This window comes from Pseudomonas sp. dw_612 (assembly GCF_018449725.1).
GTDB lineage: Bacteria > Pseudomonadota > Gammaproteobacteria > Pseudomonadales > Pseudomonadaceae > Aquipseudomonas.
On record NZ_JAAVVC010000023.1, the window covers coordinates 42807 to 68611 of the forward strand.

Here is a 25805-nt window from a genome sequence, read left to right on the forward strand (position 1 = left end):
CATGGCTGAGAGCGAAAGCGGTCAAGACAAAACAGAAGACCCCACGGACAAGCGCAAGAAAGACTCCCGCGACAAAGGCGAGGTGGCGCGTTCCAAGGAACTCAACACCCTGGCGATCATGCTGGTCGGCTCTGCCGCGCTGCTGATTTTCGGCGGTGCCCTCGCCCAGGACATGATGGAACTGATGCGCATCAACTTCTCGCTACCGCGGGAAGTGATCATGGACCAGAAGTCCATGGCCAATTACTTGCTGCACTCGGGGCAAATCGGCCTGTGGGCGATTCAGCCAATCATGATCTCGCTGGTGCTGGCGGCGATCATCGGGCCGATTTCTTTGGGTGGCTGGCTGTTTGCATTTAGCTCCCTGGCGCCGAAGTTCAGCCGGATGAACCCGCTCAGCGGCCTCAAGCGGATGTTTTCCACCAAGGCCCTAGTGGAGCTGATCAAGGCGTTCGCCAAGTTCATCATCGTCCTGTTCGTGGCGCTGGCGGTGTTGTCCTCGGACATCGATGACTTGCAGCGCATCGCCCACGAACCGCTGGAACTGGCGATCATTCACAGCCTGCAAGTGGTGGGCTGGAGCACGTTGTGGATGGCCTGCGGGTTGATCATCATCGCGGCGGTCGACGTGCCGGTGCAGCTGTGGGAAAGCCACAAGAAACTGCTGATGACCAAGCAGGAAGTGCGCGACGAACACAAGGATCAGGAAGGGCGGCCAGAGGTTAAACAACGGATTCGTCAACTGCAGCGCGAGATGTCCCAGCGCCGGATGATGGCGGCCATCCCCGACGCCGATGTGGTCATCACCAACCCGACCCACTACGCGGTAGCCCTCAAGTACGACCCGGAGAAGGGCGGGGCGCCGATGCTGATCGCCAAGGGCAGCGACTTCCTGGCCTTGAAAATCCGCGAAATCGCCGTGGCCAACGAAGTGCTGCTGCTCGAATCGCCAGCCCTGGCGCGTTCGATCTACTACTCCACTGAACTCGACCAGGAAATCCCTGGCGGTCTGTACCTGGCGGTGGCCCAGGTGTTGGCTTACGTCTACCAGATCCGCCAGCACCGCGCCGGCAAGGGCAAACGCCCGGATCCGCTCAAGGACGACCTGCCGATCCCGCCGGATTTGCGCCGCGATTCCTGATAACCCCCAATAGCCTGTCAGGCCACAAACCCTGTGTGTGGGCTTGCTCGCGAAGAGGCCGTGTCAGTCAATGAAGATTTCGACTGACACACCGCTTTCGCGAGCAAGCCCGCTCCCACAGGTGGGGGTGTGTCAGGGTTCAAGCCCTGTGCTAGTCCTGCGGGTCGAGGTTGTCCAACGCTCGATTCACCGCCAATTCTCCGAGCATGATGTTCTGTGCAATCCCGAGCATCGTGCTGCGCTGCGAGCCATTCAGGCCTGTGGCGAAATCGCTGGCGATGACCCTGGCCGAGGCCAGTGATTCACTGGCGTGGGCCAGCAGGTTTTCGGTTTTGTTGTCCGGGGCGACCATGAACAGGTTGCTGGGTTTTCGCTCGGTGGCGTTGATGCGGGCGGAGAGGGTGATGTACTCGTCGAGGGCGCGGTCGGCGGCTTCCTGAAGTTTTTTTGGGTCGATTGGGGTGTCGTTGGTTTCGGGTGGGTTGGGTGTTGGTTTGAACACGGGGAAACTCCAAATCAGAAAAGTGGAACCATCACCCCTCGCTACCAAACGAAGAGGTGGTGGCCATACGAAGGTTGGTAGACCGGTGACTTGGAAACCGGCGCGCCCGAAGACGCCCTGCGCATGGCCACCATAAACGCAGGCCGAAAAGCCCTGCATCGGGTGCGCTATGCACGCAAGTCAAAACGCCGGGCTACCAAACCCAGATCGCTGTTTTCAGCGACCCGGAAACGATAAAACCCGACCCTCAAGCGCACAAGCCGGCGGATTCTGGCGCAGTCGTAGTCCGTGGCGCAAGAATGTGTAGGGCGAGTAAGTGTCTGGAGATTTCGTTTAAACACCGCTGTTTAAAAGCAAAAGATCGCAGCCTGCGGCAGCTCCTACAGGTCGGGTTTACAGTGCAATATCGTGGGCAGCGCGCAATCCCTGTAGGAGCTGCCGAAGGCTGCGATCTTTTGATCTTCCAGACCCGCAAACACCTCTATTTCCCACCCCGGCAAAAGTTGGAAGGCTTCTTGCAGTACCCGCTCTGCGCCTGCTTCAGGCGTCAAAAGTTTGCTTTAAAGGAACGGGGAAAACCGGTGGATCGCTCTCAGTTAATCAACAGTGCTCGCACAAACGTCGCCGACTTGAGTCGGGGCAATCTGGGTGTGCCGCTGTTGCTGCTGGTCATGCTGGCCATGATGATGTTGCCGGTGCCGCCGTTCCTGCTGGACGTGTTTTTCACGTTCAACATCGCCTTGTCCATCGTCGTGCTGCTGGTCTGCGTGTACGCCTTGCGGCCGCTGGATTTCGCGGTGTTCCCGACCATTCTGCTGGTGGCGACGCTGATGCGTCTGGCGCTGAACGTGGCCTCCACGCGCGTCGTGATGCTCCATGGTCAGGAAGGGCATGCCGCCGCCGGTAAGGTGATCCAGGCCTTCGGTGAAGTGGTGATCGGCGGTAACTACGTGGTTGGTATCGTGGTCTTCGCGATTTTGATGATCATCAACTTCGTTGTGGTGACCAAGGGTGCCGGGCGGATTTCCGAGGTGAGTGCGCGTTTCACCCTCGACGCCATGCCCGGCAAACAGATGGCCATCGACGCCGACCTCAACGCCGGTTTGATCGATCAGAACCAGGCCAAGTTGCGCCGGATGGAAGTCGCCCAGGAAGCCGAGTTCTACGGTTCCATGGACGGTGCCAGCAAGTTCGTGCGCGGTGACGCCATCGCCGGCCTGCTGATTCTGTTCATCAACCTGATCGGCGGCATGGCGGTCGGTATCTTCCAGCACGGCATGACTTTCGGCGATGCCGGCAAGGTTTACGCGCTGTTGACCATCGGTGACGGTTTGGTGGCGCAATTGCCATCACTGTTGTTATCCACAGCAGCAGCAATCATGGTGACCCGCGCTTCCGGTTCGGAAGACATGGGCAAGCAGATCGGTCGCCAGATGTTCGCCTCGCCGAAAGCGTTGGCGGTCGCGGCCGGTTTGATGGCGGTGATGGGCCTGGTGCCCGGCATGCCGCACTTCTCCTTTCTCAGCATGGCGGCTCTGGCGGGCGGCGGCGCCTACCTGTTCTGGAAGAAGCAGAACGTGGTCAAGGTCCAGGCCTTGCAAGAGGTCAAACGCCAACAAGAGCTGCTGCCATCCCCGGCCCGCGCTCAGGAAACCAAGGAATTGGGCTGGGATGACGTGACCCCGATCGACATGATCGGCCTGGAAGTCGGCTATCGCCTGATTCCGCTGGTGGATCGCAACCAGGGTGGTCAGTTGCTCGCGCGGATCAAGGGCGTGCGCAAGAAGCTGTCCCAGGACCTGGGCTTCCTGATGCCGACTGTGCACATTCGTGACAACCTCGACCTAGCGCCCAGCGCCTATCGCCTGACCCTGATGGGCGTGATCCTCGCTGAAGCCGAGATTTACCCGGATCGCGAGCTGGCGATCAACCCTGGTCAGGTCTACGGCACGCTCAACGGCATTACCGCCAAAGATCCGGCTTTTGGCCTGGAGGCGGTCTGGATCGAAATCAGCCAGCGTGCCCAGGCGCAGTCCCTCGGGTATACAGTGGTCGATGCCAGTACGGTGGTGGCGACCCACTTGAACCAGATTCTGTACAAGCACTCCAGTGAGCTGATTGGCCACGAAGAAGTGCAGCAACTCATGCAATTGCTGGCCAAAAGCTCGCCGAAACTGGCTGAAGAGCTGGTGCCGGGCGTGGTTTCGCTGTCGCAACTGCTCAAGGTCTTGCAGGCGTTGCTCGCCGAGCAGGTGCCCGTGCGCGACATTCGCAGCATCGCCGAGGCCATCGCCAACAATGCCGCCAAGAGTCAAGATACTGCCGCGCTGGTGGCTGCGGTGCGCGTCGGCGTAAGCCGCGCAATCGTCCAAAGCATTGTAGGGACTGAGTCCGAGCTGCCAGTTATCACCTTGGAGCCAAGGTTGGAACAAATATTGCTCAATAGTCTTCAGAAGGCAGGACAAGGCTCGGAAGAGGGCGTTCTGCTGGAGCCAAGCATGGCAGAGAAGCTGCAACGCTCGTTGATCGAAGCCGCGCAGCGTCAAGAGATGCAAGGTCAACCGGTGATTCTGCTGGTAGCCGGTCCGGTTCGCGCGATGCTCTCGCGCTTCGGCAGGCTGGCAGTCCCGGGTTTGCACGTGTTGGCGTATCAGGAAATCCCTGACAACAAGCAAGTGACCATCGTTGCGACAGTAGGGCCCAACGGCTGAGGTAGTGGTTTATGCAAGTTAAGCGTTTTTTCGCCGCCGATATGCGTCAGGCCATGAAACTGGTTCGTGATGAGCTGGGCGCCGACGCGGCCATTATCGGCAACCGCCGGATTGCCGGTGGCGTGGAGCTGACGGCTGCCCTGGATTACAAATTGTCGGCGCTGGCCCCGCGCGTTCCGAACATGGAACTCGAGGATGAGCTGCGCAAGACTCAGTCGCGCATCGTCACCGCCCAGGCCGAGCTGAGCCTGCGCGGCGACGGCGAGACCGCTGGTGACAAGACCACCAATCGCCAGTTGTTCGCCGGCCTGCCGTTGACCGCCGCCGAACCGCTGATCGAACCGACTTACGCCGAACCTCGTCGTGCCGCGCCGGCCCCTGCGCCAGCCGCCGGCGGTGTCGACCCACGGGCCTTCGACTCGATGCGTTTCGAGCTGAACAGCCTGCGTGAACTGATGGAAGTGCAACTCGGCTCCCTGGCCTGGAATCAGCTGCAAGGCAGCCGTCCGGCCCAGGCCAACCTGTGGCGTCGTCTGCAACGCATCGGCTTGTCCGGCCCGTTGTCTCGCGACCTGCTGGCGCTGATTACCGATATTGAAGAACCTCGTCAGGCCTGGCGCATGTTGCTGGCGCACCTGGCGCGGATGATCGCCACACCGGAAGTCGAGCCACTGGAAGAGGGCGGCGTGATTGCCATGGTCGGCCCTGCCGGCATGGGCAAAACCACCACCCTGGCCAAGCTCGCGGCCCGCTACGTGCTCAAGTACGGCGCGCAAAGCATCGCGCTGGTGAGCATGGACAGCTACCGCATTGGCGCTCAGGAACAATTGAAGACGTTGGGCCGCATTCTGAATGTGTCGGTGACCCACGTTGATCCGGGCCAATCCCTGGTGCAAGCGCTGGATCCATTGCTGCGCAAACGCGTGATCCTGATTGATACCGCCGGCCTGCAAGCCAGCGATCCGGCCCTGCGCATGCAGCTCGAAAGCCTGGCCGGTCGCGGGATCAAATCGAAAAATTATCTGGTCTTGGCAACCACCAGCCAGAAACAGGTTTTAACCGCTGCTTATCACAGCTACAAGCGGTGTGGGCTGGCCGGCTGCATCCTGACTAAACTGGATGAAACGGCGAGTCTGGGTGAGGTGTTGAGCCTGGCCATCAGTCATGAATTGCCGGTGGCTTACCTCACCGATGGCCCGCGGATTCCAGATGATTTGCATCTGCCGCGACGTCACCAGTTGGTCAGTCGCGCCGTCAGCGTGCAAATGCAGGAAGAACCCAGCGAAGAAGCCATGGCTGACATGTTCGCTGATATTTACCACAGCCCGACCAAGCAGGTTGGCTGAGGTACTAATGAACAGTTTTTGTACCTACATCGATGGTCTGCCATGCATTGTTCAGTTAATGAACGCGCAGCCAGTAATGTGGCCTCCGTCTATGCAAGACAAGGTAAAGAAATAACATGGGCAGCATGCATCCCGTACAGGTGATCGCGGTGACCGGCGGCAAAGGTGGCGTCGGGAAGACTAACGTGTCAGTGAACTTGTCCCTGGCTCTAGCAGAGCTTGGCCGGCGCGTCATGCTGCTGGACGCCGATCTGGGGCTGGCGAACGTCGACGTTCTGCTGGGACTGACTCCCAAACGTACCCTGGCCGACGTGATCGAAGGCCGCTGCGAGCTGCGCGACGTTCTGTTGCAGGGCCCGGGCGGTATCCGCATCGTGCCGGCCGCGTCCGGCACCCAGAGCATGGTTCATCTGAGCCCGGCCCAGCATGCCGGTTTGATCCAGGCCTTCAGCGATATCGGCGACAACCTCGACGTCTTGGTGATCGACACCGCTGCCGGTATTGGTGACTCGGTAGTCAGTTTTGTCCGCGCCGCCCAGGAAGTGTTGCTGGTGGTCTGCGACGAACCGACGTCGATTACCGACGCCTACGCCCTGATCAAATTGCTAAACCGCGATTACGGCATGAACCGCTTCCGTGTCCTGGCCAACATGGCCCAGAGCCCGCAAGAAGGTCGCAACCTGTTCGCCAAGTTGACCAAGGTCACGGACCGCTTCCTCGACGTCGCCCTACAATACGTCGGCGCGGTGCCTTACGACGAAAGCGTGCGCAAGGCCGTGCAGAAGCAGCGCGCCGTCTACGAAGCCTTCCCGCGCTCCAAGTGCGCCCTGGCGTTCAAGGCGATTGCACAGAAGGTCGACACCTGGCCGCTGCCGGCCAACCCGCGCGGGCACCTGGAATTCTTCGTTGAGCGTCTCGTGCAACAGACCGCAGGACCCGTCCTATGACAGCCAGTGGCTACAACCTCTACAAGAAGTCGGCACGTGATGCGCAATACGAGCTGATCGAGCGTTACGCGCCACTGGTCAAACGCATTGCTTACCACTTGCTGGCGCGTTTGCCGGCCAGTGTCCAGGTGGAAGACCTGATCCAGGCCGGGATGATTGGCCTGCTTGAAGTGTCGACCAAATATGACGCCAGCAAAGGCGCGAGTTTCGAAACGTACGCGGGCATTCGAATCCGTGGCGCGATGCTCGATGAAGTACGCAAGGGGGACTGGGCACCTCGCTCGGTTCACCGCAATACCCGCATGGTCAGCGACGCAATTCGCTCGATTGAAGCTAAAACCGGCCGTGATGCTAAAGATCACGAGATTGCGGCCGAACTCCAATTGAGTCTCGACGATTATTACGGGATTTTGAACGATACCTTGGGCAGCCGCCTGTTCAGTTTCGACGACCTGTTGCAGGACGGCGAACACGAAGGGCTGCACGAGGATGGCGCCAGTGCTCATCTGGAGCCGTCACGCGATCTGGAAGATGAACGTTTCCAGAGCGCATTGGCGGACGCGATTGCCAATTTGCCGGAGCGTGAGCGACTGGTGTTGGCGCTGTACTACGACGAAGAGCTGAACCTCAAGGAAATCGGTGAGGTCCTGGGGGTCAGCGAATCCCGTGTCAGCCAGTTACACAGCCAGTGCGCGGCCCGCTTGCGGGGGCGTTTGGGGGAGTGGCGAGCGCGCTGAAGGCAGTGTGGGGACACTGCGAACGAGGCTGGTGTGGTGTTGAACTGCAGCGGTCTCGATCTGTTGTGCTCCAGACAGTCATTTGAGTGCTTTGCCGGATTGATTGAAATGGCGCGTCCAGGTGCTGGGCGCGTTTAAGACTGCTTGGAGGTCGAATTGGACAAGAACATGAAAATCCTCATCGTTGATGACTTCTCAACGATGCGGCGGATCATTAAAAACCTGTTGCGTGACCTTGGGTTCACCAACACGGTCGAGGCTGACGATGGCACCACTGCCATTCCGGTCCTCAACAGCGGCAGCATCGACTTTCTGGTAACAGACTGGAACATGCCTGGCATGACCGGTATCGACCTGCTGCGCCATGTGCGCGCCGATGAAAAACTCAAGCACCTGCCAGTGCTGATGGTGACCGCTGAAGCCAAGCGCGAACAGATCATCGAAGCGGCCCAGGCCGGTGTTAACGGCTATGTGGTCAAACCCTTCACGGCCCAGGCGTTGAAAGAAAAAATCGAAAAGATTTTCGAACGCATCGGTTGAGCAACTGCGCCACGGGGGAGCTATGGAGCATAAAGAATCTTCACAGGGCGATTTCGAATCGACCCTGAAAAAACACGCGGTCGAACTGGTCGAAAGCCTTGAAAAAGGCAGGTTCGGCGACGCTGTGCAACTGATCCATGAGCTCAACCAGACCCGTGACCGCGGCCTGTACCAGGAAGTGGGCAAGCTTACTCGCGAGCTGCATAGCGCGATCGTCAATTTCCAGATTGACCCGCACATGCCGCAAGCCGAGGAAGTTTCGCAGATCACGGACGCCACCGAGCGTCTGGGGTATGTGGTCAAGCTGACCGAGGCCGCTGCCAACCGCACCATGGACTTGGTGGAAAACGCTACGCCGCTGGTCAATGGCCTGAGCCAGGAAGCCCAGGCGTTGAGCACCGACTGGGGACGCTTTATGCGTCGCGAAGTCGGGGCGGAGGAGTTTCGTGAGCTGGCCCGGCGTGTCGACGGTTTTCTGACACGCAGCAGCGAAGACAATCGCATTGTGTCGAGCAACCTCAACGACATTCTGCTGGCCCAGGATTACCAGGACCTCACCGGTCAAGTGATCAAGCGCGTGACCCAGTTGGTCACCGAAGTTGAAAGCAACCTGCTCAAGCTCGTGCTCATGGCCAGTCAGGTAGACCGCTTTGCGGGTATCGAACATGACCGTGAAGCGATGCTGGCTGAAAAAGATCCGCAAAAACATCTCTCTCAGGGTGAAGGTCCGCAGATTCATGCCGATAAAAGAGAAGACGTTGTGTCCGGTCAGGACGATGTGGACGATTTGTTATCCAGCCTAGGATTTTAGATTTTTAGCATTTTAGGTTTTTTAGGTTTTTAGACCTCAGGAGCACCCCCTTAATGAGCTTCGGCGCCGATGAAGAGATCCTTCAGGATTTCCTGGTTGAGGCCGGCGAGATTCTAGAGCAACTGTCCGAACAGCTGGTCGAGCTGGAAAGCCGACCAGATGATGCGGACTTGCTCAATGCAATTTTTCGCGGTTTTCACACTGTAAAAGGGGGCGCCGGCTTCCTCCAGCTCAATGAACTGGTAGAGTGCTGTCACATCGCCGAGAACGTGTTCGACATCCTGCGCAAGGGTGAACGACGCGTCGACTCGGAACTGATGGACGTGGTTCTCGAAGCGCTGGATGCGGTGAACGGCATGTTCACCGAAGTCCGCGAACGCAGCCCGATCACGGCTGCCACTCCAGAATTGCTTGCGGCACTGGCCCGTCTGGCCGAGCCGCAAACCGCCGACGAAGCAACCCCGGTTGCTGAAGCGGTGGAAGAACCGGCCGCTGAAAGCGAGTCGGGCGACATTACCGATAACGAATTCGAACAACTGCTGGACTCGCTGAACGCCGTCAAGGCTCAGGCAGAGGCCCCGGCGGCTGCGCCAGCGCCGAGCAGCAATGCCGCGGCCAGCGACGAAATCACCGACGCCGAGTTCGAGTCGTTGCTCGATCAGCTGCACGGCAAAGGCCAGTTCGCGGTCGATGCGGTGGCAGCGCCTGCGGCACCGGCGGCCCCGAAAGCGGCCGGCGACAGCTCGGACATCACCGACGACGAATTCGAAGCACTGCTCGATCAACTGCACGGCAAAGGCAACTTTGCCGTGGATGCGCTGGAGACGGCCATTGCTTCGGCACCGGTCCCGGCGGCGCCAACCGCCAAAGCGGCCGGCGGCGATCTGATCTCCGATCACGAGTTCGAATCGCTGCTCGACGAGTTGCACGGCAAAGGCCAGTTCACCGAAGTCGGCACCGGCACCGTGGTCGCCGCGCCTGCCGCCAAGGCACCGGCGGCTGCACCGAAACCGGCAGCCAAAGCGCCCGAGCCTAAAGCGCAAGCGCCGAAACCGGCGGCCGCTGCTGCACCGGCACCGGCTCGCGCCGCGCCATCTGCGCCGCCAGCGGAAAAACCGGCCAGTGAAGCCGAGACCACCGTGCGGGTTGATACCGCGCGTCTCGACGAAATCATGAACATGGTGGGCGAACTGGTACTGGTGCGTAACCGCTTGGTCCGTCTGGGCCTCAACAGCGGCGATGAGGCCATGTCCAAGGCTGTGTCGAACCTCGACGTGGTCACGGCCGACCTGCAAACCGCGGTCATGAAGACCCGGATGCAACCGATCAAGAAAGTCTTCGGGCGCTTCCCGCGCCTGGTTCGCGACCTGGCTCGCCAGCTCAAGAAAGAGATCAACCTGGAACTGGTCGGCGAAGAAACCGACCTCGACAAGAACCTCGTCGAGGCCCTGGCCGACCCGCTGGTCCACTTGGTGCGCAACGCGGTCGACCACGGCATCGAGTCGCCGGAAGAACGCGAAGCGTCGGGCAAGTCCCGCGGTGGCAAGGTGATCCTTGCGGCTGAACAGGAAGGCGACCACATCCTGCTGTCGATTTCCGATGACGGCAAAGGCATGGACCCGAACGTCCTGCGTTCCATCGCGGTAAAACGCGGTGTGATGGACAAGGACGCGGCCGATCGCTTGAGCGACACCGAGTGCTACAACCTGATTTTCGCGCCGGGCTTCTCGACCAAAACCGAGATCTCCGACGTGTCGGGGCGTGGCGTGGGCATGGACGTGGTGAAAACCAAGATTTCCCAGCTCAACGGTTCGATCAACATCTACTCGACCAAGGGCCAGGGTTCGAAGATCGTCATCAAGGTGCCGTTGACCCTGGCGATCATGCCGACGCTGATGGTCATGCTCGGCAACCAGGCGTTTGCGTTCCCGCTGGTGAACGTCAACGAGATCTTCCACCTCGACCTGTCGCGCACCAACGTGGTGGACGGCCAGGAAGTGGTGATCGTGCGGGACAAGGCGCTGCCCTTGTTCTACCTCAAACGCTGGCTGGTCAGCTCCGCCGCTCACGAAGAGCAGCGCGAGGGCCATGTGGTGATCCTTTCGGTAGGCACCCAGCGGATCGGCTTTGTCGTCGATCAACTGGTGGGCCAGGAAGAAGTGGTCATCAAGCCATTGGGCAAAATGCTCCAGGGAACCCCGGGCATGTCCGGCGCCACCATCACCGGTGACGGCCGCATCGCTTTGATTCTCGATGTCCCGAGCATGCTCAAGCGTTACGCCGCACGGCGTATTTGATTCTGCCGCAGCGGGGCGACAACGCCCCGCTGCGTCTAACGGAGTGTTTATGGTAGTCAAAGTCCTGGTGGTGGACGATTCGGGGTTTTTCCGCCGCCGCGTCTCGGAAATTCTTTCAGCGGATCCGAATATCCAGGTTGTCGGTACGGCAACCAACGGAAAAGAGGCGATTGATCAGGCGCTGGCCCTCAAGCCAGACGTGATCACCATGGACTACGAGATGCCGATGATGGATGGCATCACGGCGGTGCGGCACATCATGCAGCGCTGCCCGACCCCGGTCTTGATGTTCTCCTCGCTGACGCACGAAGGCGCCCGGGTCACCCTGGATGCGCTGGACGCCGGTGCGGTGGACTTCCTGCCGAAGAATTTCGAAGACATCTCCCGCAACCCGGAGAAGGTCAAGCAACTGCTGTGCGAAAAGATCCTGAGCATTTCGCGCAGTAACCGTCGCGCCAATACCTACAGCGCCCCGGCCCCGGTGGCCGCGCCTGCACCGACGCCTTCGAGCGCCAGCAGCTACGGCAGCAGCGCGCCTGCGCGTCCGGCCCCGGCGCCATTGCCGACCCGTGCGCCAGCGTCTACTGGCCCGTCGTCGCCCGCGCCGAAACGCAAAGCTTACAAACTCGTGGCCATCGGCACGTCCACCGGCGGCCCGGTGGCCCTGCAACGGGTGTTGACCCAGTTGCCGGCCAACTTCCCGGCACCGATCGTGTTGATCCAGCACATGCCGGCGGCCTTCACCAAGGCCTTCGCCGAACGCCTGGACAAGCTGTGCCGCATCAGCGTCAAGGAAGCCGAGGATGGCGACATCCTGCGTCCTGGCCTAGCGCTGCTGGCGCCGGGTGGCAAGCAAATGATGATCGATGGCCGTGGCGCGGTGAAAATCCTGCCGGGCGACGAGCGTTTGAACTACAAGCCGTGCGTGGACATCACGTTCGGTTCGGCGGCCAAATCGTACGGTGACAAAGTTCTGGCGGTCGTATTGACCGGCATGGGCGCCGACGGTCGTGAAGGCGCCCGTCTGCTCAAGCAGGGTGGTAGTGCAATCTGGGCCCAGGATGAGGCCAGTTGCGTGATCTATGGCATGCCGATGGCGATCGTCAAAGCGGATCTCGCGGATGCAATTTACAGTTTGGATGATATTGGCAGGCACTTGGTCGAGGCTTGTATCTGATGGATGTACTCAGCCTTATCGGGATCATCATGGCGTTCGTCGCCATCATTGGCGGCAACTACCTTGAAGGTGGTCACCTCGGCGCATTGGCTAACGGCCCGGCGGCGTTGATCGTGCTGGGTGGGACCATCGGTGCGGCGCTGTTGCAATCGCCGATGAGCGCTTTCAAGCGCGCGATGCAGATTATTGGCTGGATCCTGTTCCCGCCTCGCGTGGATCTGGCCGGTGGCATTGATCGCGTGGTGAACTGGAGCCTCACCGCTCGCAAGGAAGGTCTGCTCGGTCTGGAAGGGGTGGCCGATGCCGAACCTGACAGCTACTCGCGCAAAGGCCTGCAATTGCTGGTGGACGGTGCCGAGCCGGAAGCGATTCGCAGCATCCTGGAAGTGGATTTCTACACCCAGGAAAGCCGCGACATTGAAGCCGCCAAAGTCTTTGAAAGCATGGGCGGCTACGCGCCGACCATCGGCATCATCGGCGCCGTGATGGGCCTGATCCACGTCATGGGCAACCTCGCCGATCCGACGCAACTGGGCAGCGGCATTGCCGTGGCGTTCGTCGCCACCATCTACGGCGTGGCCAGTGCCAACCTGGTGTTGCTGCCGATCGCGGCGAAGCTCAAGTCCGTTGCATTGCGCCAGTCACGTTATCGCGAAATGTTGTTGGAAGGGATTCTGTCGATCGCCGAAGGTGAAAACCCTCGCTCTATTGAGTTGAAGCTTCAGGGCTTCATGGATTGATGGGAGTAATGGACTATGGCACGTCGTCGCCAACCTGAAGAACACGTAAACCATGAGCGGTGGCTGGTTTCCTACGCCGACTTCATTACCCTGTTGTTTGCGTTCTTCGTGGTCATGTATTCGATCTCTTCGATCAACGAAGGCAAGTACAAGGTCATCTCGGAAGCATTGATCGGGGTGTTCACCGACTCGGATCGCGCCCTCAAGCCGATCCCTATCGGTGAAGAACGCCCGCTGACCGTGACCCCGGCCAAGCCGTTGGTCAAGGACAGCGAGCAGGTCGACGCCGGTATTTCGGGCGCCAGCGATCCTTTGAAAAGCATCGCCGATGACATCAGCGCCGCGTTCGGCGACTTGATCAAGTCCAACCAGATGACCGTGCGCGGCAACGAGTTGTGGGTCGAGATCGAACTCAACTCCAGCCTGTTGTTCGGCAGCGGCGATGCCATGCCCAGCGACGTGGCGTTCAGCATCATCGACAAGGTCGCGGCGATCCTGAAGCCGTTCGACAACCCGATCCACGTTGAAGGCTTTACCGACGATCAACCGATCCGCACCTCGCAGTACCCGACCAACTGGGAACTGTCCTCGGCCCGTTCGGCGAGCATCGTGCGCATGCTGGCGATGCAGGGTGTGAACCCGGGTCGCCTGGCATCGGTGGGCTACGGTGAATTCCAGCCCGTGGCCAACAACGCCACCGCCGAAGGACGAGCGCGTAACCGTCGGGTGGTGTTGGTGGTGTCGCGAAATCTCGATGTACGCCGCAGCCTGACCGGCACCGGCACCGCCAATGCGAAACCGGATGCCGCGTTGAAGCGTGCTGGCACACAAACTGCACCGACCCCGGTCAAGTCGCCGGGACGAGAGAGCGCCGTCAATTCTCCGTCACCCGCATTAACACATTGAGCTATTTCTCGGTCGAGTTGATCGACCGGGAGGAACAATCCGAATGAGAGTCTGGGCAGTTGCCAATCAAAAGGGTGGTGTTGGTAAAACCACTTCCTCTATCGCTTTAGCCGGGTTGCTGGCCGAGGCGGGCAAGCGCGTGGTCATGGTGGACCTTGACCCGCATGGCTCTATGACCAGTTATTTCGGCTACGACCCCGACAGTCTGGAACACAGCGGCTACGACCTGTTCCTGCACAAGGGCACCGTGCCCCAGGGCTTGCCCGGTCAGCTGTTGATGCCCACCAGTCACGAAAATATTTCCCTGTTGCCGTCGAGCACGGCACTGGCGACCCTTGAGCGTCAGTCGCCCGGTCAGAGTGGCCTGGGCCTGGTGATCGCCAAGAGTCTGGCGCAGTTGTGGCAAGACTTCGATTACGCAGTGATCGACAGCCCTCCGTTGCTTGGCGTGCTGATGGTCAACGCCCTGGCCGCCAGCCAGCAGTTGGTGATCCCGGTGCAGACCGAACACCTGGCCGTCAAAGGCCTGGAACGCATGGTCAACACCCTGGCGATGATCAACCGTTCGCGTAAACAGGCGTTGCCGTTCAGCATTGTGCCGACCCTGTTTGACCGCCGCACCCAGGCGTCCCTCGGGACCTTGCGGGTGTTGCGTGACAAGTACCCGGAAGAAATCTGGCAAGGCTATATCCCGGTGGATACCCGTTTGCGTGACGCGAGCCGGGCCGGTGTGACGCCTTCGCAATTCGACGGCAAGAGCCGTGGCGTTCTGGCTTACCGCGCGCTGCTCAAGCACCTGCTGGCCGCACAAACTGTCCCGGCGGTGGCCTGATGAACCCGATCCCCGTAGGAGCTGCCGCAGGCTGCGATCTTTTGATCCTGCTTTGTGGCGTCCTTGAAATGGCCAAAAGATCGCAGCCTGCGCGGGGGCGCGCATGAGCCGCCCGGTGAAGGTCACCTCGCGTCCGCAACTGGCGCTCCAGTCTTATCTGGACAACCTGTTGATGGAGGCGACCGAAGAGTTGCCGCTGGAAGTCGAAGCGGTGGCGCAGGTTATCGAGGTCGTTGAAACGGTCGAGGTGGAAGCCGCGCTGGACGAATTCCAGTTGGCGGTGCTCGAAGAACAGGCCCGTGATGCCCGTCCACCGGCCGCCGTCGCCGCGCCAGTGGCTGCGCTGGTCGTTGCGAAAGCACCTGTCGCCGTGATCGAAGCCCCGGCACCGATCCTGGCGCCGGTCTCGACCATCGCGCCCCTGTTGCAAGCCTTGGTGCCGCCGGTGGTCGAAGTCCACCTGCCGCCGAGCAACACGCCGCCACCGGTGGAAACCGATGGTCGTCCGGCCTGGGCCGCCGAGCCGTTCGAATGCCTGTTGTTCGACGTCGCCGGGCTGACCCTGGCCGTACCGCTGGTGTGCCTGGGGTCGATTTATTCCCTGACCGGCCACGAGCTGACGCCGTTGTTCGGTCAGCCGGAATGGTTCCTCGGGATCCTGCCGAGCCAGGCCGGCAACCTGAAAGTGCTGGATACCGCACGTTGGGTCATGCCGGATCGCTATCGCGATGACTTCCGCCAGGGCCTGCAATACGTTATTTCGGTGCAGGGCTATGAGTGGGGGCTGGCGGTGCATCAGGTCAGCCGCTCGTTGCGCCTGGACCCGAACGAAATCAAATGGAGAACTCATCGAGGTCAGCGGCCATGGCTCGCCGGCACGGTGATTGAGCACATGTGTGCGTTGCTGGACGTTTCCGCACTGGCCGAATTGATCGCCAGCGGTGGGGCAAAGCACATGAGCGGCGGCAAGCCGCTACACAAACCGACATAGCGGCCGACATAACAAGTATGCGACGGCGTTGTTGAACGCCGCCAACAGAACACACACCGCCAGAAGCGGTTTTTCGAGGGGTCAGGGTATGAGTAATCAAGCGACGAATGCAAAAGGTTCTGAAGATCCGATCCTGCAATGGGTGACCTTCAAACTGGACAACGAAACCTACGGCATCAACGTGATGCGCGTTCAGGAAGTCCTGCGTTATACCGAAATCGCCCCGGTCCCGGGTGCCCCGAGCTATGTGCTGGGCATCATCAACCTGCGCGGTAACGTGGTCACCGTGATCGACACCCGTCAGCGCTTCGGCCTGATGAACGCCGAGATCAGCGACAACACCCGTATCGTCATCATCGAAGCCGACAAACAAGTCGTCGGGATCATGGTCGACAGCGTCGCCGAAGTGGTTTACCTGCGCCAGTCGGAAATCGAGACCGCGCCGAACGTCGGTAACGAAGAATCCGCCAAGTTCATTCAGGGCGTGTGCAACAAGAACAATGAACTCCTCATCCTGGTCGAGCTGGACAAGATGATGAGCGAAGAAGAATGGTCGGATCTGGAGAACATCTGATTGATTCTTGAGGTTGCAGTCATTGTCCTGTTCCTGTTTTGGGCAGGCACGCTGGCCATGTTCCTGGCGTACGTTCGCAGTCAGCGCATGATTGCGGCGCAACAGGCCGAGGGCGATGCGCTGCGCGATCAGCGCATCAAAGACCTGGCCAAGCGCGTCGACAACTACCAGAACGGCAACGTGCGCATGGGCGAAGACCTGCACGAACTGCGCGCGGTGGTTTCGCCGTTGCCGGACAAACTGGCGCAGCTGGAACAGCGCGACCCGTCGAGCCTGTCGTTTGCCCAAGCGGCGCGACTGGTCGGCATGGGCGCCACCGTGGATGAACTGACTCAGTCCTGCGGGTTGACCCAGGCTGAGGCGGAGTTGATGCGTAAGTTGCACAAGAACTGAGAAAGATCAAAAGATCGCAGCCTCGTTTCACTCGACAGCTCCTACATTGGGATGGCATACACCCTGTAGGAGCTGTCGAGTGAAACGAGGCTGCGATCTTTTGCATTCAACACACATCAATAATCATCCCCGCGATCAGTAACATCCTTCTCCACCTGCGGCGCATTCGGGTCCTGTCCCTCGGGAAACTTGCCCTTCAAATTCCACGCAAACGCAATAATCTCCGCAATTGTGCGGTACAACTCTTCCGGAATACTGTCCCCCAACTCCATCTTCGCCAGCAGCCGCACCAGCTCGGGATTCTCGTAGATCGGCACTTCGCATTCGCGAGCGATTTTGAGAATGGCTTCGGCCAGTTCTTCGTCGCCCTTGGCGGTGAGGGTCGGGGCGTGGCTGCCGTCGTATTTGAGGGCGATGGCCTGGCGTGGGGTGTTGGGGTTTCTCATGCGGTTTCGTCGACCCAGCGTTGTTCGAGGCGGGTTTTCGCGCCTTGGGGAGGTGTGCCGAGGTGGCAATCCAGATCGCCGACGTTCAGGCCCGACGCCAGCAAGCGTTCGCGCAATGCCGCCAGATTGCTTTCGATCAGGCTCGCGGTGTATGGCCGTTCGGCCCACAACTGGCTGGACAGGCTGCCCTGGATCAACTGCGCCTGAACCTGCAACGGGCCCAGGGGTTCCATGTCGAACGCCAGCTCGACCCGCCACAGTTGCTGTTTCGGTTCGCGCTCGTCACGGCGTTCGTTTTGCTGTTCTTTTTCCGGCGCCTCTTCGCGCTGGAACTTGACCTGCAACGGCACGATGTCTTGCATGTTGCGCATCGGGATTTCCAGCTGCCAAGTGCTCATCAAGCGGCCATCGTCGGTGACGCCGGTTTGTTCCAGGCTAGACAGTTGATGGCTTTGCAGGCGCGAAACCGCCGCAGCGGCCAGACGCAGCAAGTGTTCCAGGTCACCTTCGCCGTCCTGACTCTGCAACAGCCGATCAGGCAGCGGAAAACTGGTGGGTGACGGTTTGGCGCTGACCTGGCCGAGCATGCCCAACGCACTGCGCACGAAGCTCGGCATCGCCTGGGCCAGGGTGTTGGCGGCGATGATCGCGCCGAGGTTGGTATTGGGCGGGGTCAACTGCGCGATCAGTTTGAGCAGGTCGGCTTTCATGTCCGGGGCCAGCGCCGGGGTCTGACCGGTCAGCAATTTGGTTTCGAGGAACAGACCGCTGTTGGCCAACGCCAAGGCCAGGCCTTTTGGCGTGCTCAATTGCTGTACGTCCGGCAGGCCGGCGAGCAATTTGTTCACGGCGGCTTGCAGGTCGGCGGAGGTTTCGTCGGACTGTGGCAGGTTCTGCAAGGCGCTGAGCAGGCCGTCCAGCGAACCCTGGCGACTCTGCTGAGTGGTCAGTTGCTGCGACACCGCCAATTGGTCCTGGCGATTGCTCAGCGGCAGGAACTTCAAGGTCTGCGTGTCCTGCACCAATGCACTGAGCAAAGTGCCGATGCGCAGCGGTTGCGGGCTGTCGATGGTCAGGGTGCTGCCGCTCAGGGCGGTATTCAGCAAACTCACCAGCGAACGAAATACCGTGGGCTGCCCCGGCGTCTGCGGCAATACCTGGGAAGTCAGCACTTTGCCTTGCAGCAGGGTGCCGACCGGCAGTTGTGCGGTGTCGATGCGGGTGAGGGTGGCGACGGTGGAGGCGATCGCCTGTTGCACGGTGATCGCGAGGTTGCTGGCGGACGGCTGGGTGATCGCCAGGCTGGTGCCGGTGGGCAACGGTTGCGTGCTGGTGGCCTGCACCGTGGTCTGGCGGCCGCCATCGACCGTGACTTTGAGCAACAGTTGAAAGGTCTGATCCGCCTGCTTCAGTGACAGCACCTCAGCCTTGGCCGTTTGACCGGCCGTGATCAGGCCTTCCATCGGCGTCAGCAGCTTGAGCAGGTCGCCACTGACCACCAGCGGGCGCGTGGCCGTCGGCGTGGTCTGGGGGACTGGGAGGATGTTCATTTCGCCTGTCATACGCGGTCACAACCTTCGGAAAATGCGCTCTTTAGAGTAAGGCATGGCATGTATAATGCCGCCCGTCTTTCAGCGAGCGGTAAAAACATTGCAATTGTTTTGACGCAGCTCTCTAAAACCGGCCGCCAATGCATCTATGCTGCATCTCTTTAGCGGCCGCGCCACTGCCGACTTGAACCGCCGATTTGAAACGAAAAGGCTCGTGATCTCTTGAACAGTCCACTCCTGCAAACCGTCGACCTCGCCTGTGAGCGAGACCTTCGGCTGCTCTTCGAAAATCTCGAATTGAGACTGTCCAGTGGCGAAATGGTGCAGATCAGCGGCCCCAACGGCAGCGGCAAGACCAGTTTGCTGCGCCTGTTGTCCGGGCTGATGCAACCGACGGCCGGTCAGGTGTTGCTCAATGGCCAACCGCTGAACGAGCAACGCAGCGAACTGGCGCGCAACCTGTTGTGGATCGGCCACGCCGCCGGGATCAAGGATTTGCTGACCCCGGAAGAAAACCTTAGCTGGCTCTGCGCCTTGCACCAACCGGCGACCCACGAAGCGATCTGGCAAGCGCTGGCGGCTGTCGGACTGCGCGGTTTCGAGGATGTTCCCTGCCACACCTTGTCCGCCGGTCAGCAACGCCGCGTGGCCCTGGCGCGGCTTTACCTCGACAGCCCGCCGTTGTGGATCCTCGACGAACCCTTCACCGCGCTCGACAAACAGGGCGTGGCGCAACTCGAAGAACACCTGGCTGGCCACTGCGAGCGCGGCGGTATGGTGATTCTGACCACTCACCACACGCTGAGCCGCATGCCGGCCGGCTATCGCGACATTGATCTGGGGAACTGGGCCGTATGAGTGTGTTCGGCCTGTTGGTCGCCCGTGAAGCGCGCTTGCTGTTTCGCCGTCCGGCGGAGTTGGCCAATCCGCTGGTATTCTTCGCCATCGTGGTGTCGCTGTTCCCTTTGGCGGTCGGACCCGAGTCTCAATTGTTGCAAACCTTGTCTCCGGGACTGGTCTGGGTGGCGGCGCTTTTATCGGTCTTGCTCTCGCTGGACGGGCTCTTCCGCAGTGATTTCGAAGACGGATCGCTGGAACAGTGGGTCCTTTCGCCGCACCCCCTGGCTCTTCTGGTTTTGGCCAAGGTACTGGCACACTGGGCCTTCTCCGGCCTGGCACTGGTTTTGCTCGCTCCATTGCTGGCGTTGATGCTCGGTTTGCCTGCCGCTTGTCTGCCGGTGTTGCTGCTTTCTTTATTGCTGGGTACACCGGTGCTGAGCCTGCTCGGTGCGGTGGGCGCAGCGCTGACGGTGGGATTGAAGCGTGGTGGCCTGTTACTGGCGCTGCTGATTCTGCCGTTGTACATCCCGGTGTTGATTCTCGGCAGTGGCGCCTTGCAGGCAGCCTTGCAGGGGATGCCGGCGACCGGTTATCTCTTGTGGCTTGGTAGCCTGACCGCCCTGGCGATAACCCTGACACCTTTTGCAATAGCTGCTGGCCTGAAGATCAGCGTCGGCGAATAATGAGGTCTGGTTAAAATTTAACCAGTAAAGACCCAGCCCTTCACAGCGAAGGGCAACCGTGATGGAAACAGTATGAACTGGACGTGGTTTCACAAGCTCGGCTCACCCAAATGGTTTTATGGCATCAGTGGCAAACTGCTGCCGTGGCTGAGCGTCGCGGCGTTGCTGCTGATTAGTGTCGGCGTGGTCTGGGGCTTGGCTTTCGCGCCACCGGACTACCAGCAAGGCAACAGCTTTCGCATCATCTACATCCACGTTCCGGCCGCGATGCTGGCCCAGTCCTGCTACGTGATGCTGGCGGTGTGCGGCGTGGTCGGGCTGGTGTGGAAGATGAAACTGGCCGACGTCGCCCTGCAATGCGCGGCCCCGATCGGTGCCTGGATGACCGCCGTGGCGCTGGTTACCGGCGCCATCTGGGGCAAACCGACCTGGGGCTCGTGGTGGGTCTGGGATGCGCGACTTACGTCCATGCTTATTTTGCTGTTTCTGTACTTCGGTCTCATTGCGCTGGGCAACGCCATCAGCAATCGTGACAGCGCGGCCAAGGCCTGCGCGGTGCTGGCGATTGTCGGCGTGATCAACATCCCGATCATCAAGTACTCGGTGGAGTGGTGGAACACCCTGCACCAGGGCGCGACCTTCACCCTCACCGAAAAACCGGCGATGCCCGCCGAGATGTGGCTGCCACTGCTGCTGACGGTGCTGGGGTTCTACTGTTTCTTCGGCGCGGTGCTGTTGCTGCGCATGCGCCTGGAAGTGCTCAAGCGCGAAGCCCGGGCGAGCTGGGTGAAAGCCGAAGTGCAGAACAGTCTGGAGGCCGCTCGATGAGTTTTGCTTCATTCGGCGACTTCCTCGCCATGGGCCATCATGCCCTGTATGTCTGGTCAGCCTACGGCATCTGCCTGGCGGTGCTGATCCTCAACGTGGCGGCGCCGATCCTGGCCCGCAAGCGGTATCTGCAACAAGAGGCGCGTCGTTTGCGCCGGGAGAACGGCAAGTGAATCCGCTGCGCAAAAAGCGTCTTATCATCATTCTCGCGATCCTGGTCGGGGTCGGCGCCGCCGTCGGCCTGGCCCTGAGCGCTCTGCAGCAGAACATCAATCTGTTTTACACCCCGACCCAGATCGCCAACGGCGAAGCCCCGCAAGATACGCGCATTCGCGCCGGCGGCATGGTCGAGAAGGGCTCGCTGCAACGTTCCGGTGATTCCCTGGACGTGAAATTCATCGTCACTGACTTCAATAAATCCGTGACCATCAGCTATCGCGGCATCCTCCCGGACCTGTTCCGCGAAGGGCAGGGCATTGTCGCCCTGGGCAAACTCAACGCCGACGGCGTGGTGGTGGCCGACGAAGTGCTGGCCAAGCACGACGAGAAATACATGCCGCCGGAAGTGACCAAGGCCCTGAAAGACAGCGGTCAGTCGGCGCCTACTCAAGCCAAGGAGGGTTGATCGATGACCTCTGCACTGTTTATCCCCGAACTGGGCCAGTTGGCCATGATCCTGGCGCTGTGTTTCGCGCTGGTTCAGGCCATCGTGCCGTTGCTCGGCGCCTGGCGTGGTGACCGCTTGTGGATGAGCCTGGCTCAACCGGCGGCCTGGGGCCAGTTTGCGTTTCTGGTCTTCGCCTTCGGTTGCCTGACCTACGCCTTCATGACCGACGATTTCTCCGTCGCCTATGTGGCCAGCAACTCCAACAGCGCATTGCCGTGGTACTACAAGTTCAGCGCGGTGTGGGGCGCCCACGAAGGGTCGTTGCTGCTCTGGGCCTTGATCCTCGGCGGCTGGACCTTCGCGGTGTCGGTGTTCTCCCGGCAGTTGCCGCAAGTCATGCTCGCCCGGGTTTTGGCGGTGATGGGCATGATCAGCACCGGTTTCCTGCTGTTCCTGATCCTGACGTCGAACCCGTTCGCGCGAATCCTGCCGCAGATTCCGGCGGACGGTCGTGACCTCAATCCCTTGCTGCAAGACATCGGCCTGATCGTGCATCCGCCGATGCTGTACATGGGGTATGTCGGTTTCTCCGTGGCCTTCGCCTTCGCCATCGCGGCGCTGCTGGGCGGGCGTCTGGATGCGGCGTGGGCGCGCTGGTCGCGTCCGTGGACCATCGTCGCCTGGGCCTTTCTCGGTATCGGCATCACCCTGGGCTCGTGGTGGGCCTATTACGAACTCGGCTGGGGCGGCTGGTGGTTCTGGGACCCGGTGGAAAATGCCTCGTTCATGCCATGGCTGGTGGGGACGGCGCTGATTCACTCGTTGGCGGTCACGGAAAAACGTGGCGTGTTCAAGAGCTGGACCGTGTTGCTGGCCATTGCCGCATTCTCGCTAAGCCTGCTCGGGACTTTCCTGGTGCGTTCCGGCGTGCTGACCTCGGTGCACGCCTTTGCGTCCGACCCTGAGCGCGGCGTGTTCATCCTGATCTTCCTGCTGTTTGTGGTCGGTGGCTCGCTGACGCTGTTTGCTCTGCGTGCGCCAGTGGTCAAGAGTCATGTCGGTTTCAACCTCTGGTCCCGGGAAACCCTGCTGCTGGGTAATAACCTGGTGCTGGTGGTGGCGGCGTCGATGATCCTGCTCGGCACCTTGTACCCGCTGATCCTCGATGCAATGACCGGCGCCAAGCTGTCCGTCGGCCCGCCGTACTTCAACGCGCTGTTCATTCCGTTGATGGCGTTGCTGATGGTGGTGATGGCGGTCGGCATGCTGGTGCGCTGGAAAGACACGCCGGTCAAATGGCTGCTGGGCATGTTGACCCCGGTGTTGCTCGGCAGCGCCGCGCTGGCCGTGGTGGCCGGCGTCGCTTACGGCGATTTCAACTGGGCAGTGATCGCGACGTTCATGCTCGCCGCGTGGGTTTTGCTGGCCGGTGTGCGCGACATCCTCGACAAGACCCGCCACAAAGGTTTGATCAAAGGCCTGCCAAGCCTGACCCGCAGCTATTGGGGCATGCAGGTCGCTCACCTGGGCATCGCCGTGTGTGCGCTCGGTGTCGTGTTGTCGAGCCAGAACAGTGCCGAGCGCGACTTGCGTCTGGCGCCGGGCGAATCGATGGACCTGGCCGGTTACCACTTCATCTTCGAAGGCGCCAAGCACTTCGAAGGGCCGAACTTCACCTCAGACAAGGGCACCGTGCGGGTGATCCGCGACGGCAAGGAAGTCAGCGTGCTGCACCCGGAAAAACGTCTCTACACCGTGCAGAACTCGGTGATGACCGAAGCCGGGATCGACGCCGGTTTCACCCGTGATATCTACGTCGCCCTCGGCGAACCGCTGGGCGATGGCGCCTGGGCTGTGCGCGTGCACGTCAAACCGTTTGTGCGCTGGATCTGGTTCGGCGGTTTGCTCACCGGTTTCGGCGGGTTGCTGGCGGCGCTGGATCGGCGTTATCGGGTCAAGGTGAAAAGCCGCGTGCGTGAAGCGCTCGGCATGACGGGAGCCACTGCATGAGACGTTGGTTGATGCTGTTGCCACTGGCGATTTTTCTGGTGGTGGCTGTTTTCCTGTATCGCGGTCTGTACCTGGACCCGGCCGAGCTGCCCTCGGCGATGATCAACAAGCCGTTCCCGGAGTTTTCCCTGCCCGCGGTGCAGGGCGACAAGACCCTGACCAAGGCCGACATCCTCGGCAAACCGGCGCTGGTCAACGTCTGGGGTACCTGGTGCATTTCCTGCCGGGTCGAGCACCCGGTGCTGAACAAACTGGCGGAGAAGGGCGTGGTGATTTACGGCATCAACTACAAGGACGTCAACGCCGACGCCTTGAAGTGGCTGGTGGAATTCCACAACCCGTATCAACTGGACATCCGCGACGACGAAGGCACGTTGGGCCTGAACCTCGGTGTGTACGGCGCGCCGGAAACCTTCTTCATCGACGCCAAGGGCATCATCCGCGACAAATACGTCGGGGTGATCGATGAGCAAGTCTGGCGCGAAAAACTCGCGGCCAAGTATCAGGCGCTGGTCGATGAGGCCAAGCCATGAAGCGCTGGATCGCCGCCGCTGTACTGGGCTTGAGCATGGCTGGCGTGGCGCACGCGGCCATCGACACCTACGAGTTCGCCAAAGAAGGTGACCGTGAGCGTTTCCGCGAGCTGACCAAAGAGCTGCGTTGCCCCAAGTGCCAGAATCAGGACATTGCCGATTCCAACGCCCCGATTGCCGCCGACCTGCGCAAAGAGATTTTCCGCATGCTCGGCGAGGGCAAGGACAACCAGCAGATCATCGATTTCATGGTCGATCGCTACGGTGATTTCGTCCGCTACAAACCCGCTCTGAACGCCAAGACCGCTCTGCTCTGGTTCGGCCCTGCCGGCCTGCTGCTGGGCGGTTTCGTGGTGATCGCCGTGATCGTCCGCCGTCGTCGCGTGCAACGCGCTGACACCCCGGACACGCTTTCCGCCGAGGAGCGCGAGCGCCTCGACCACCTGTTGGATAAAAACCAAGAATGATTGATTTCTGGCTCGCTGCAGGTCTGCTACTTCTGGTTGCCCTGAGTTTTCTGTTGATCCCCGTTCTGCGCGGTCGTCGCGCCCAGCTCGAAGAGGATCGTACTGCCCTGAACGTCGCGTTGTACCAGGAGCGCGTGGCTGAGTTGCAGACTCAGCAGGAAGAGGGCGTACTCAACGCCGCGCAACTGGACACTGGCCGCGCTGAAGCGGCGCGTGAGTTGCTGGCGGACACCGAGGGGGTTGGCGCGCCGCGTGTGTCGCGTCTGGGTAAAGCGTTTCCGTTGTTGGCGGCGATCCTTGTGCCGGTGTTGGGCCTTTGCCTGTACCTGCATTTCGGCGCCAGCGATAAAGTCGAACTGACCCGGGAGTTCTCCCAGGCGCCGCAGTCGATGGAAGAAATGACCCGTCGCCTGGAACGTGCAGTGGCCGCTCAACCGGATTCGGCGGAAGGTTTGTACTTCCTCGGCCGCACCTACATGGCTCAGGACCGTCCGGCCGACGCGGCGAAGATTTTCGAACGCACCGTGAACCTTGCCGGGCGCCAGCCGGAATTGCTCGGCCAGTGGGCCCAGGCTCAGTACTTTGCCGATGGCAAGAAATGGTCGGACAAGATCCAGGCCCTGACCGACGAAGCGCTGAAAGCCGATCCGAAAGAAGTCACCAGCCTTGGTCTGCTCGGCATCGCCGCGTTTGAAGCTCAGCGCTATCAGGACGCCATCGACTACTGGAATCGCCTGCTGGCGCAACTGCCACCGGACGACAATTCCCGTGGCGCACTGCAAGGCGGAATCGCCCGTGCCACCGAGAAACTCGAGGCCAGCGGCGGCAAAGTGGCCCAGGCACCGGTCACCAAAGGTGCGTTGCTCAAGGTGCGTGTCGATCTCGCGGCCGACTTGAAAGGCAAGGTTCAACCAGGCGACAGCGTGTTCATTTTTGCCCGCGCCACTTCCGGCCCACCGGCGCCATTGGCCGCCAAACGTCTGACCGTTGCTGACCTGCCGGCCACCGTCGAACTGGGCGATGCCGACGCAATGATGCCGCAGTTGAAACTGTCGAACTTCCCTGAAGTCCAACTGGTTGCGCGCATCTCCCGCGCCGGCCAACCGACAGCCGGCGAGTGGATCGGTCGCAGCCAGCCCCTGGCCAGCAGCACCACCGCGCCACAAAAACTGACCATCGACAGCCCGGATAAATAA

At 60.7% G+C, this 25805-nt stretch carries 27 protein-coding genes; 24 read left to right on the forward strand and 3 right to left on the reverse strand.

Annotated elements, in window-relative coordinates:
* Position 1: 1 nt before the first annotated feature.
* Positions 2–1141 carry a flagellar biosynthesis protein FlhB gene (flhB, locus tag HB680_RS27015; RefSeq protein ID WP_213941452.1) on the forward strand — a complete coding sequence of 380 codons (1140 nt, stop codon included), beginning with the start codon at positions 2–4 and terminating at the stop codon, positions 1139–1141.
* Between the two features lie 151 nt (positions 1142–1292).
* Here the strand turns inward: flhB and HB680_RS27020 are convergent, their stop codons facing one another.
* A complete protein-coding gene (locus HB680_RS27020; RefSeq protein WP_213941453.1) occupies positions 1293–1643 on the reverse strand; it encodes a DUF6124 family protein in 351 nt (116 codons plus the stop codon).
* A 581-nt stretch (positions 1644–2224) separates the two neighbouring features.
* Between HB680_RS27020 and flhA the strand changes: the two genes are divergently transcribed.
* The 14 genes from flhA to HB680_RS27090 all read left to right on the forward strand — a co-directional run bounded on the left by flhA (position 2225) and on the right by HB680_RS27090 (position 16645).
* A complete protein-coding gene (flhA, locus tag HB680_RS27025; RefSeq protein WP_213941454.1) occupies positions 2225–4354 on the forward strand; it encodes a flagellar biosynthesis protein FlhA in 2130 nt (709 codons plus the stop codon).
* An 11-nt stretch (positions 4355–4365) separates the two neighbouring features.
* Positions 4366–5700, forward strand: a complete 1335-nt coding sequence (gene flhF / locus HB680_RS27030; protein ID WP_213941455.1) for a flagellar biosynthesis protein FlhF — start codon at positions 4366–4368, stop codon at positions 5698–5700.
* 116 nt (positions 5701–5816) lie between these two features.
* A complete protein-coding gene (fleN, locus tag HB680_RS27035) occupies positions 5817–6647 on the forward strand; it encodes a flagellar synthesis regulator FleN (RefSeq protein WP_003222917.1) in 831 nt (276 codons plus the stop codon).
* Positions 6644–7384, forward strand: a complete 741-nt coding sequence (gene fliA, locus HB680_RS27040) for an RNA polymerase sigma factor FliA (protein WP_213941456.1) — start codon at positions 6644–6646, stop codon at positions 7382–7384. Before fleN ends, fliA begins: the two co-directional genes overlap by 4 nt.
* Positions 7385–7552: 168 nt before the next feature.
* Entirely contained in the window at positions 7553–7924 is a 372-nt protein-coding gene (locus HB680_RS27045; RefSeq protein ID WP_003183998.1) for a chemotaxis response regulator CheY, read from the forward strand.
* 22 nt (positions 7925–7946) lie between these two features.
* Complete coding sequence (locus HB680_RS27050) at positions 7947–8735, forward strand: protein phosphatase CheZ (RefSeq protein ID WP_213941457.1); 789 nt, start codon at positions 7947–7949, stop codon at positions 8733–8735.
* Positions 8736–8788: 53 nt separating this feature from the next.
* Entirely contained in the window at positions 8789–11032 is a 2244-nt protein-coding gene (locus HB680_RS27055) for a chemotaxis protein CheA (RefSeq protein ID WP_213941458.1), read from the forward strand.
* Between the two features lie 49 nt (positions 11033–11081).
* Positions 11082–12209 (forward strand): chemotaxis response regulator protein-glutamate methylesterase, encoded by a 1128-nt coding sequence (locus HB680_RS27060; protein ID WP_213941459.1) that lies wholly within the window; start codon positions 11082–11084, stop codon positions 12207–12209.
* Positions 12209–12949, forward strand: a complete 741-nt coding sequence (locus HB680_RS27065; RefSeq protein ID WP_131061601.1) for a flagellar motor protein — start codon at positions 12209–12211, stop codon at positions 12947–12949. Before HB680_RS27060 ends, HB680_RS27065 begins: the two co-directional genes overlap by 1 nt.
* A 15-nt stretch (positions 12950–12964) precedes the next feature.
* On the forward strand, positions 12965–13855 hold the full coding sequence (motD, locus tag HB680_RS27070; protein WP_213941460.1) for a flagellar motor protein MotD: 891 nt from the start codon (positions 12965–12967) through the stop codon (positions 13853–13855).
* 43 nt (positions 13856–13898) lie between these two features.
* Complete coding sequence (locus tag HB680_RS27075; RefSeq protein ID WP_213941461.1) at positions 13899–14687, forward strand: ParA family protein; 789 nt, start codon at positions 13899–13901, stop codon at positions 14685–14687.
* A gap of 103 nt (positions 14688–14790) precedes the next feature.
* Positions 14791–15678 carry a CheW domain-containing protein gene (locus tag HB680_RS27080; RefSeq protein WP_213941462.1) on the forward strand — a complete coding sequence of 296 codons (888 nt, stop codon included), beginning with the start codon at positions 14791–14793 and terminating at the stop codon, positions 15676–15678.
* Between the two features lie 88 nt (positions 15679–15766).
* On the forward strand, positions 15767–16252 hold the full coding sequence (locus tag HB680_RS27085; RefSeq protein ID WP_008155806.1) for a chemotaxis protein CheW: 486 nt from the start codon (positions 15767–15769) through the stop codon (positions 16250–16252).
* Complete coding sequence (locus HB680_RS27090) at positions 16253–16645, forward strand: DUF2802 domain-containing protein (protein WP_213941463.1); 393 nt, start codon at positions 16253–16255, stop codon at positions 16643–16645.
* Between the two features lie 116 nt (positions 16646–16761).
* On the opposite strand, the gene HB680_RS27095 is transcribed toward HB680_RS27090, so the two are convergent.
* Entirely contained in the window at positions 16762–17091 is a 330-nt protein-coding gene (locus tag HB680_RS27095; protein ID WP_213941464.1) for an EscU/YscU/HrcU family type III secretion system export apparatus switch protein, read from the reverse strand.
* Positions 17088–18653, reverse strand: coding sequence for a flagellar hook-length control protein FliK (locus tag HB680_RS27100; protein WP_213941465.1), 1566 nt, complete (start codon positions 18651–18653; stop codon positions 17088–17090). The genes HB680_RS27095 and HB680_RS27100 overlap by 4 nt, the downstream gene beginning before the upstream one ends.
* A gap of 210 nt (positions 18654–18863) precedes the next feature.
* On the opposite strand from HB680_RS27100, the gene ccmA reads away from it, so the two are divergent.
* The 9 genes from ccmA (at position 18864) to ccmI (ending at position 25805) form a co-directional block, all read left to right on the forward strand.
* Positions 18864–19499: a cytochrome c biogenesis heme-transporting ATPase CcmA gene (gene ccmA / locus HB680_RS27105; protein ID WP_213941466.1), complete on the forward strand. Its 636-nt coding sequence runs from the start codon at positions 18864–18866 to the stop codon at positions 19497–19499.
* Positions 19496–20164 (forward strand): heme exporter protein CcmB, encoded by a 669-nt coding sequence (gene ccmB, locus HB680_RS27110; RefSeq protein WP_007980754.1) that lies wholly within the window; start codon positions 19496–19498, stop codon positions 20162–20164. Before ccmA ends, ccmB begins: the two co-directional genes overlap by 4 nt.
* A 72-nt stretch (positions 20165–20236) precedes the next feature.
* Complete coding sequence (locus HB680_RS27115; RefSeq protein WP_133839105.1) at positions 20237–20992, forward strand: heme ABC transporter permease; 756 nt, start codon at positions 20237–20239, stop codon at positions 20990–20992.
* Positions 20989–21165, forward strand: coding sequence for a heme exporter protein CcmD (gene ccmD, locus HB680_RS27120; protein ID WP_010456915.1), 177 nt, complete (start codon positions 20989–20991; stop codon positions 21163–21165). Before HB680_RS27115 ends, ccmD begins: the two co-directional genes overlap by 4 nt.
* Complete coding sequence (gene ccmE, locus HB680_RS27125) at positions 21162–21617, forward strand: cytochrome c maturation protein CcmE (RefSeq protein ID WP_054615744.1); 456 nt, start codon at positions 21162–21164, stop codon at positions 21615–21617. The genes ccmD and ccmE overlap by 4 nt, the downstream gene beginning before the upstream one ends.
* A 3-nt stretch (positions 21618–21620) precedes the next feature.
* Positions 21621–23609: a heme lyase CcmF/NrfE family subunit gene (locus HB680_RS27130; RefSeq protein ID WP_213941467.1), complete on the forward strand. Its 1989-nt coding sequence runs from the start codon at positions 21621–21623 to the stop codon at positions 23607–23609.
* On the forward strand, positions 23606–24142 hold the full coding sequence (locus tag HB680_RS27135; RefSeq protein WP_213941468.1) for a DsbE family thiol:disulfide interchange protein: 537 nt from the start codon (positions 23606–23608) through the stop codon (positions 24140–24142). The genes HB680_RS27130 and HB680_RS27135 overlap by 4 nt, the downstream gene beginning before the upstream one ends.
* Entirely contained in the window at positions 24139–24609 is a 471-nt protein-coding gene (locus HB680_RS27140) for a cytochrome c-type biogenesis protein (RefSeq protein ID WP_123409143.1), read from the forward strand. The genes HB680_RS27135 and HB680_RS27140 overlap by 4 nt, the downstream gene beginning before the upstream one ends.
* The gene (gene ccmI, locus HB680_RS27145; protein ID WP_213941469.1) at positions 24606–25805 is read left to right on the forward strand and encodes a c-type cytochrome biogenesis protein CcmI; all 1200 of its coding nucleotides are present in this window, start codon (positions 24606–24608) and stop codon (positions 25803–25805) included. Before HB680_RS27140 ends, ccmI begins: the two co-directional genes overlap by 4 nt.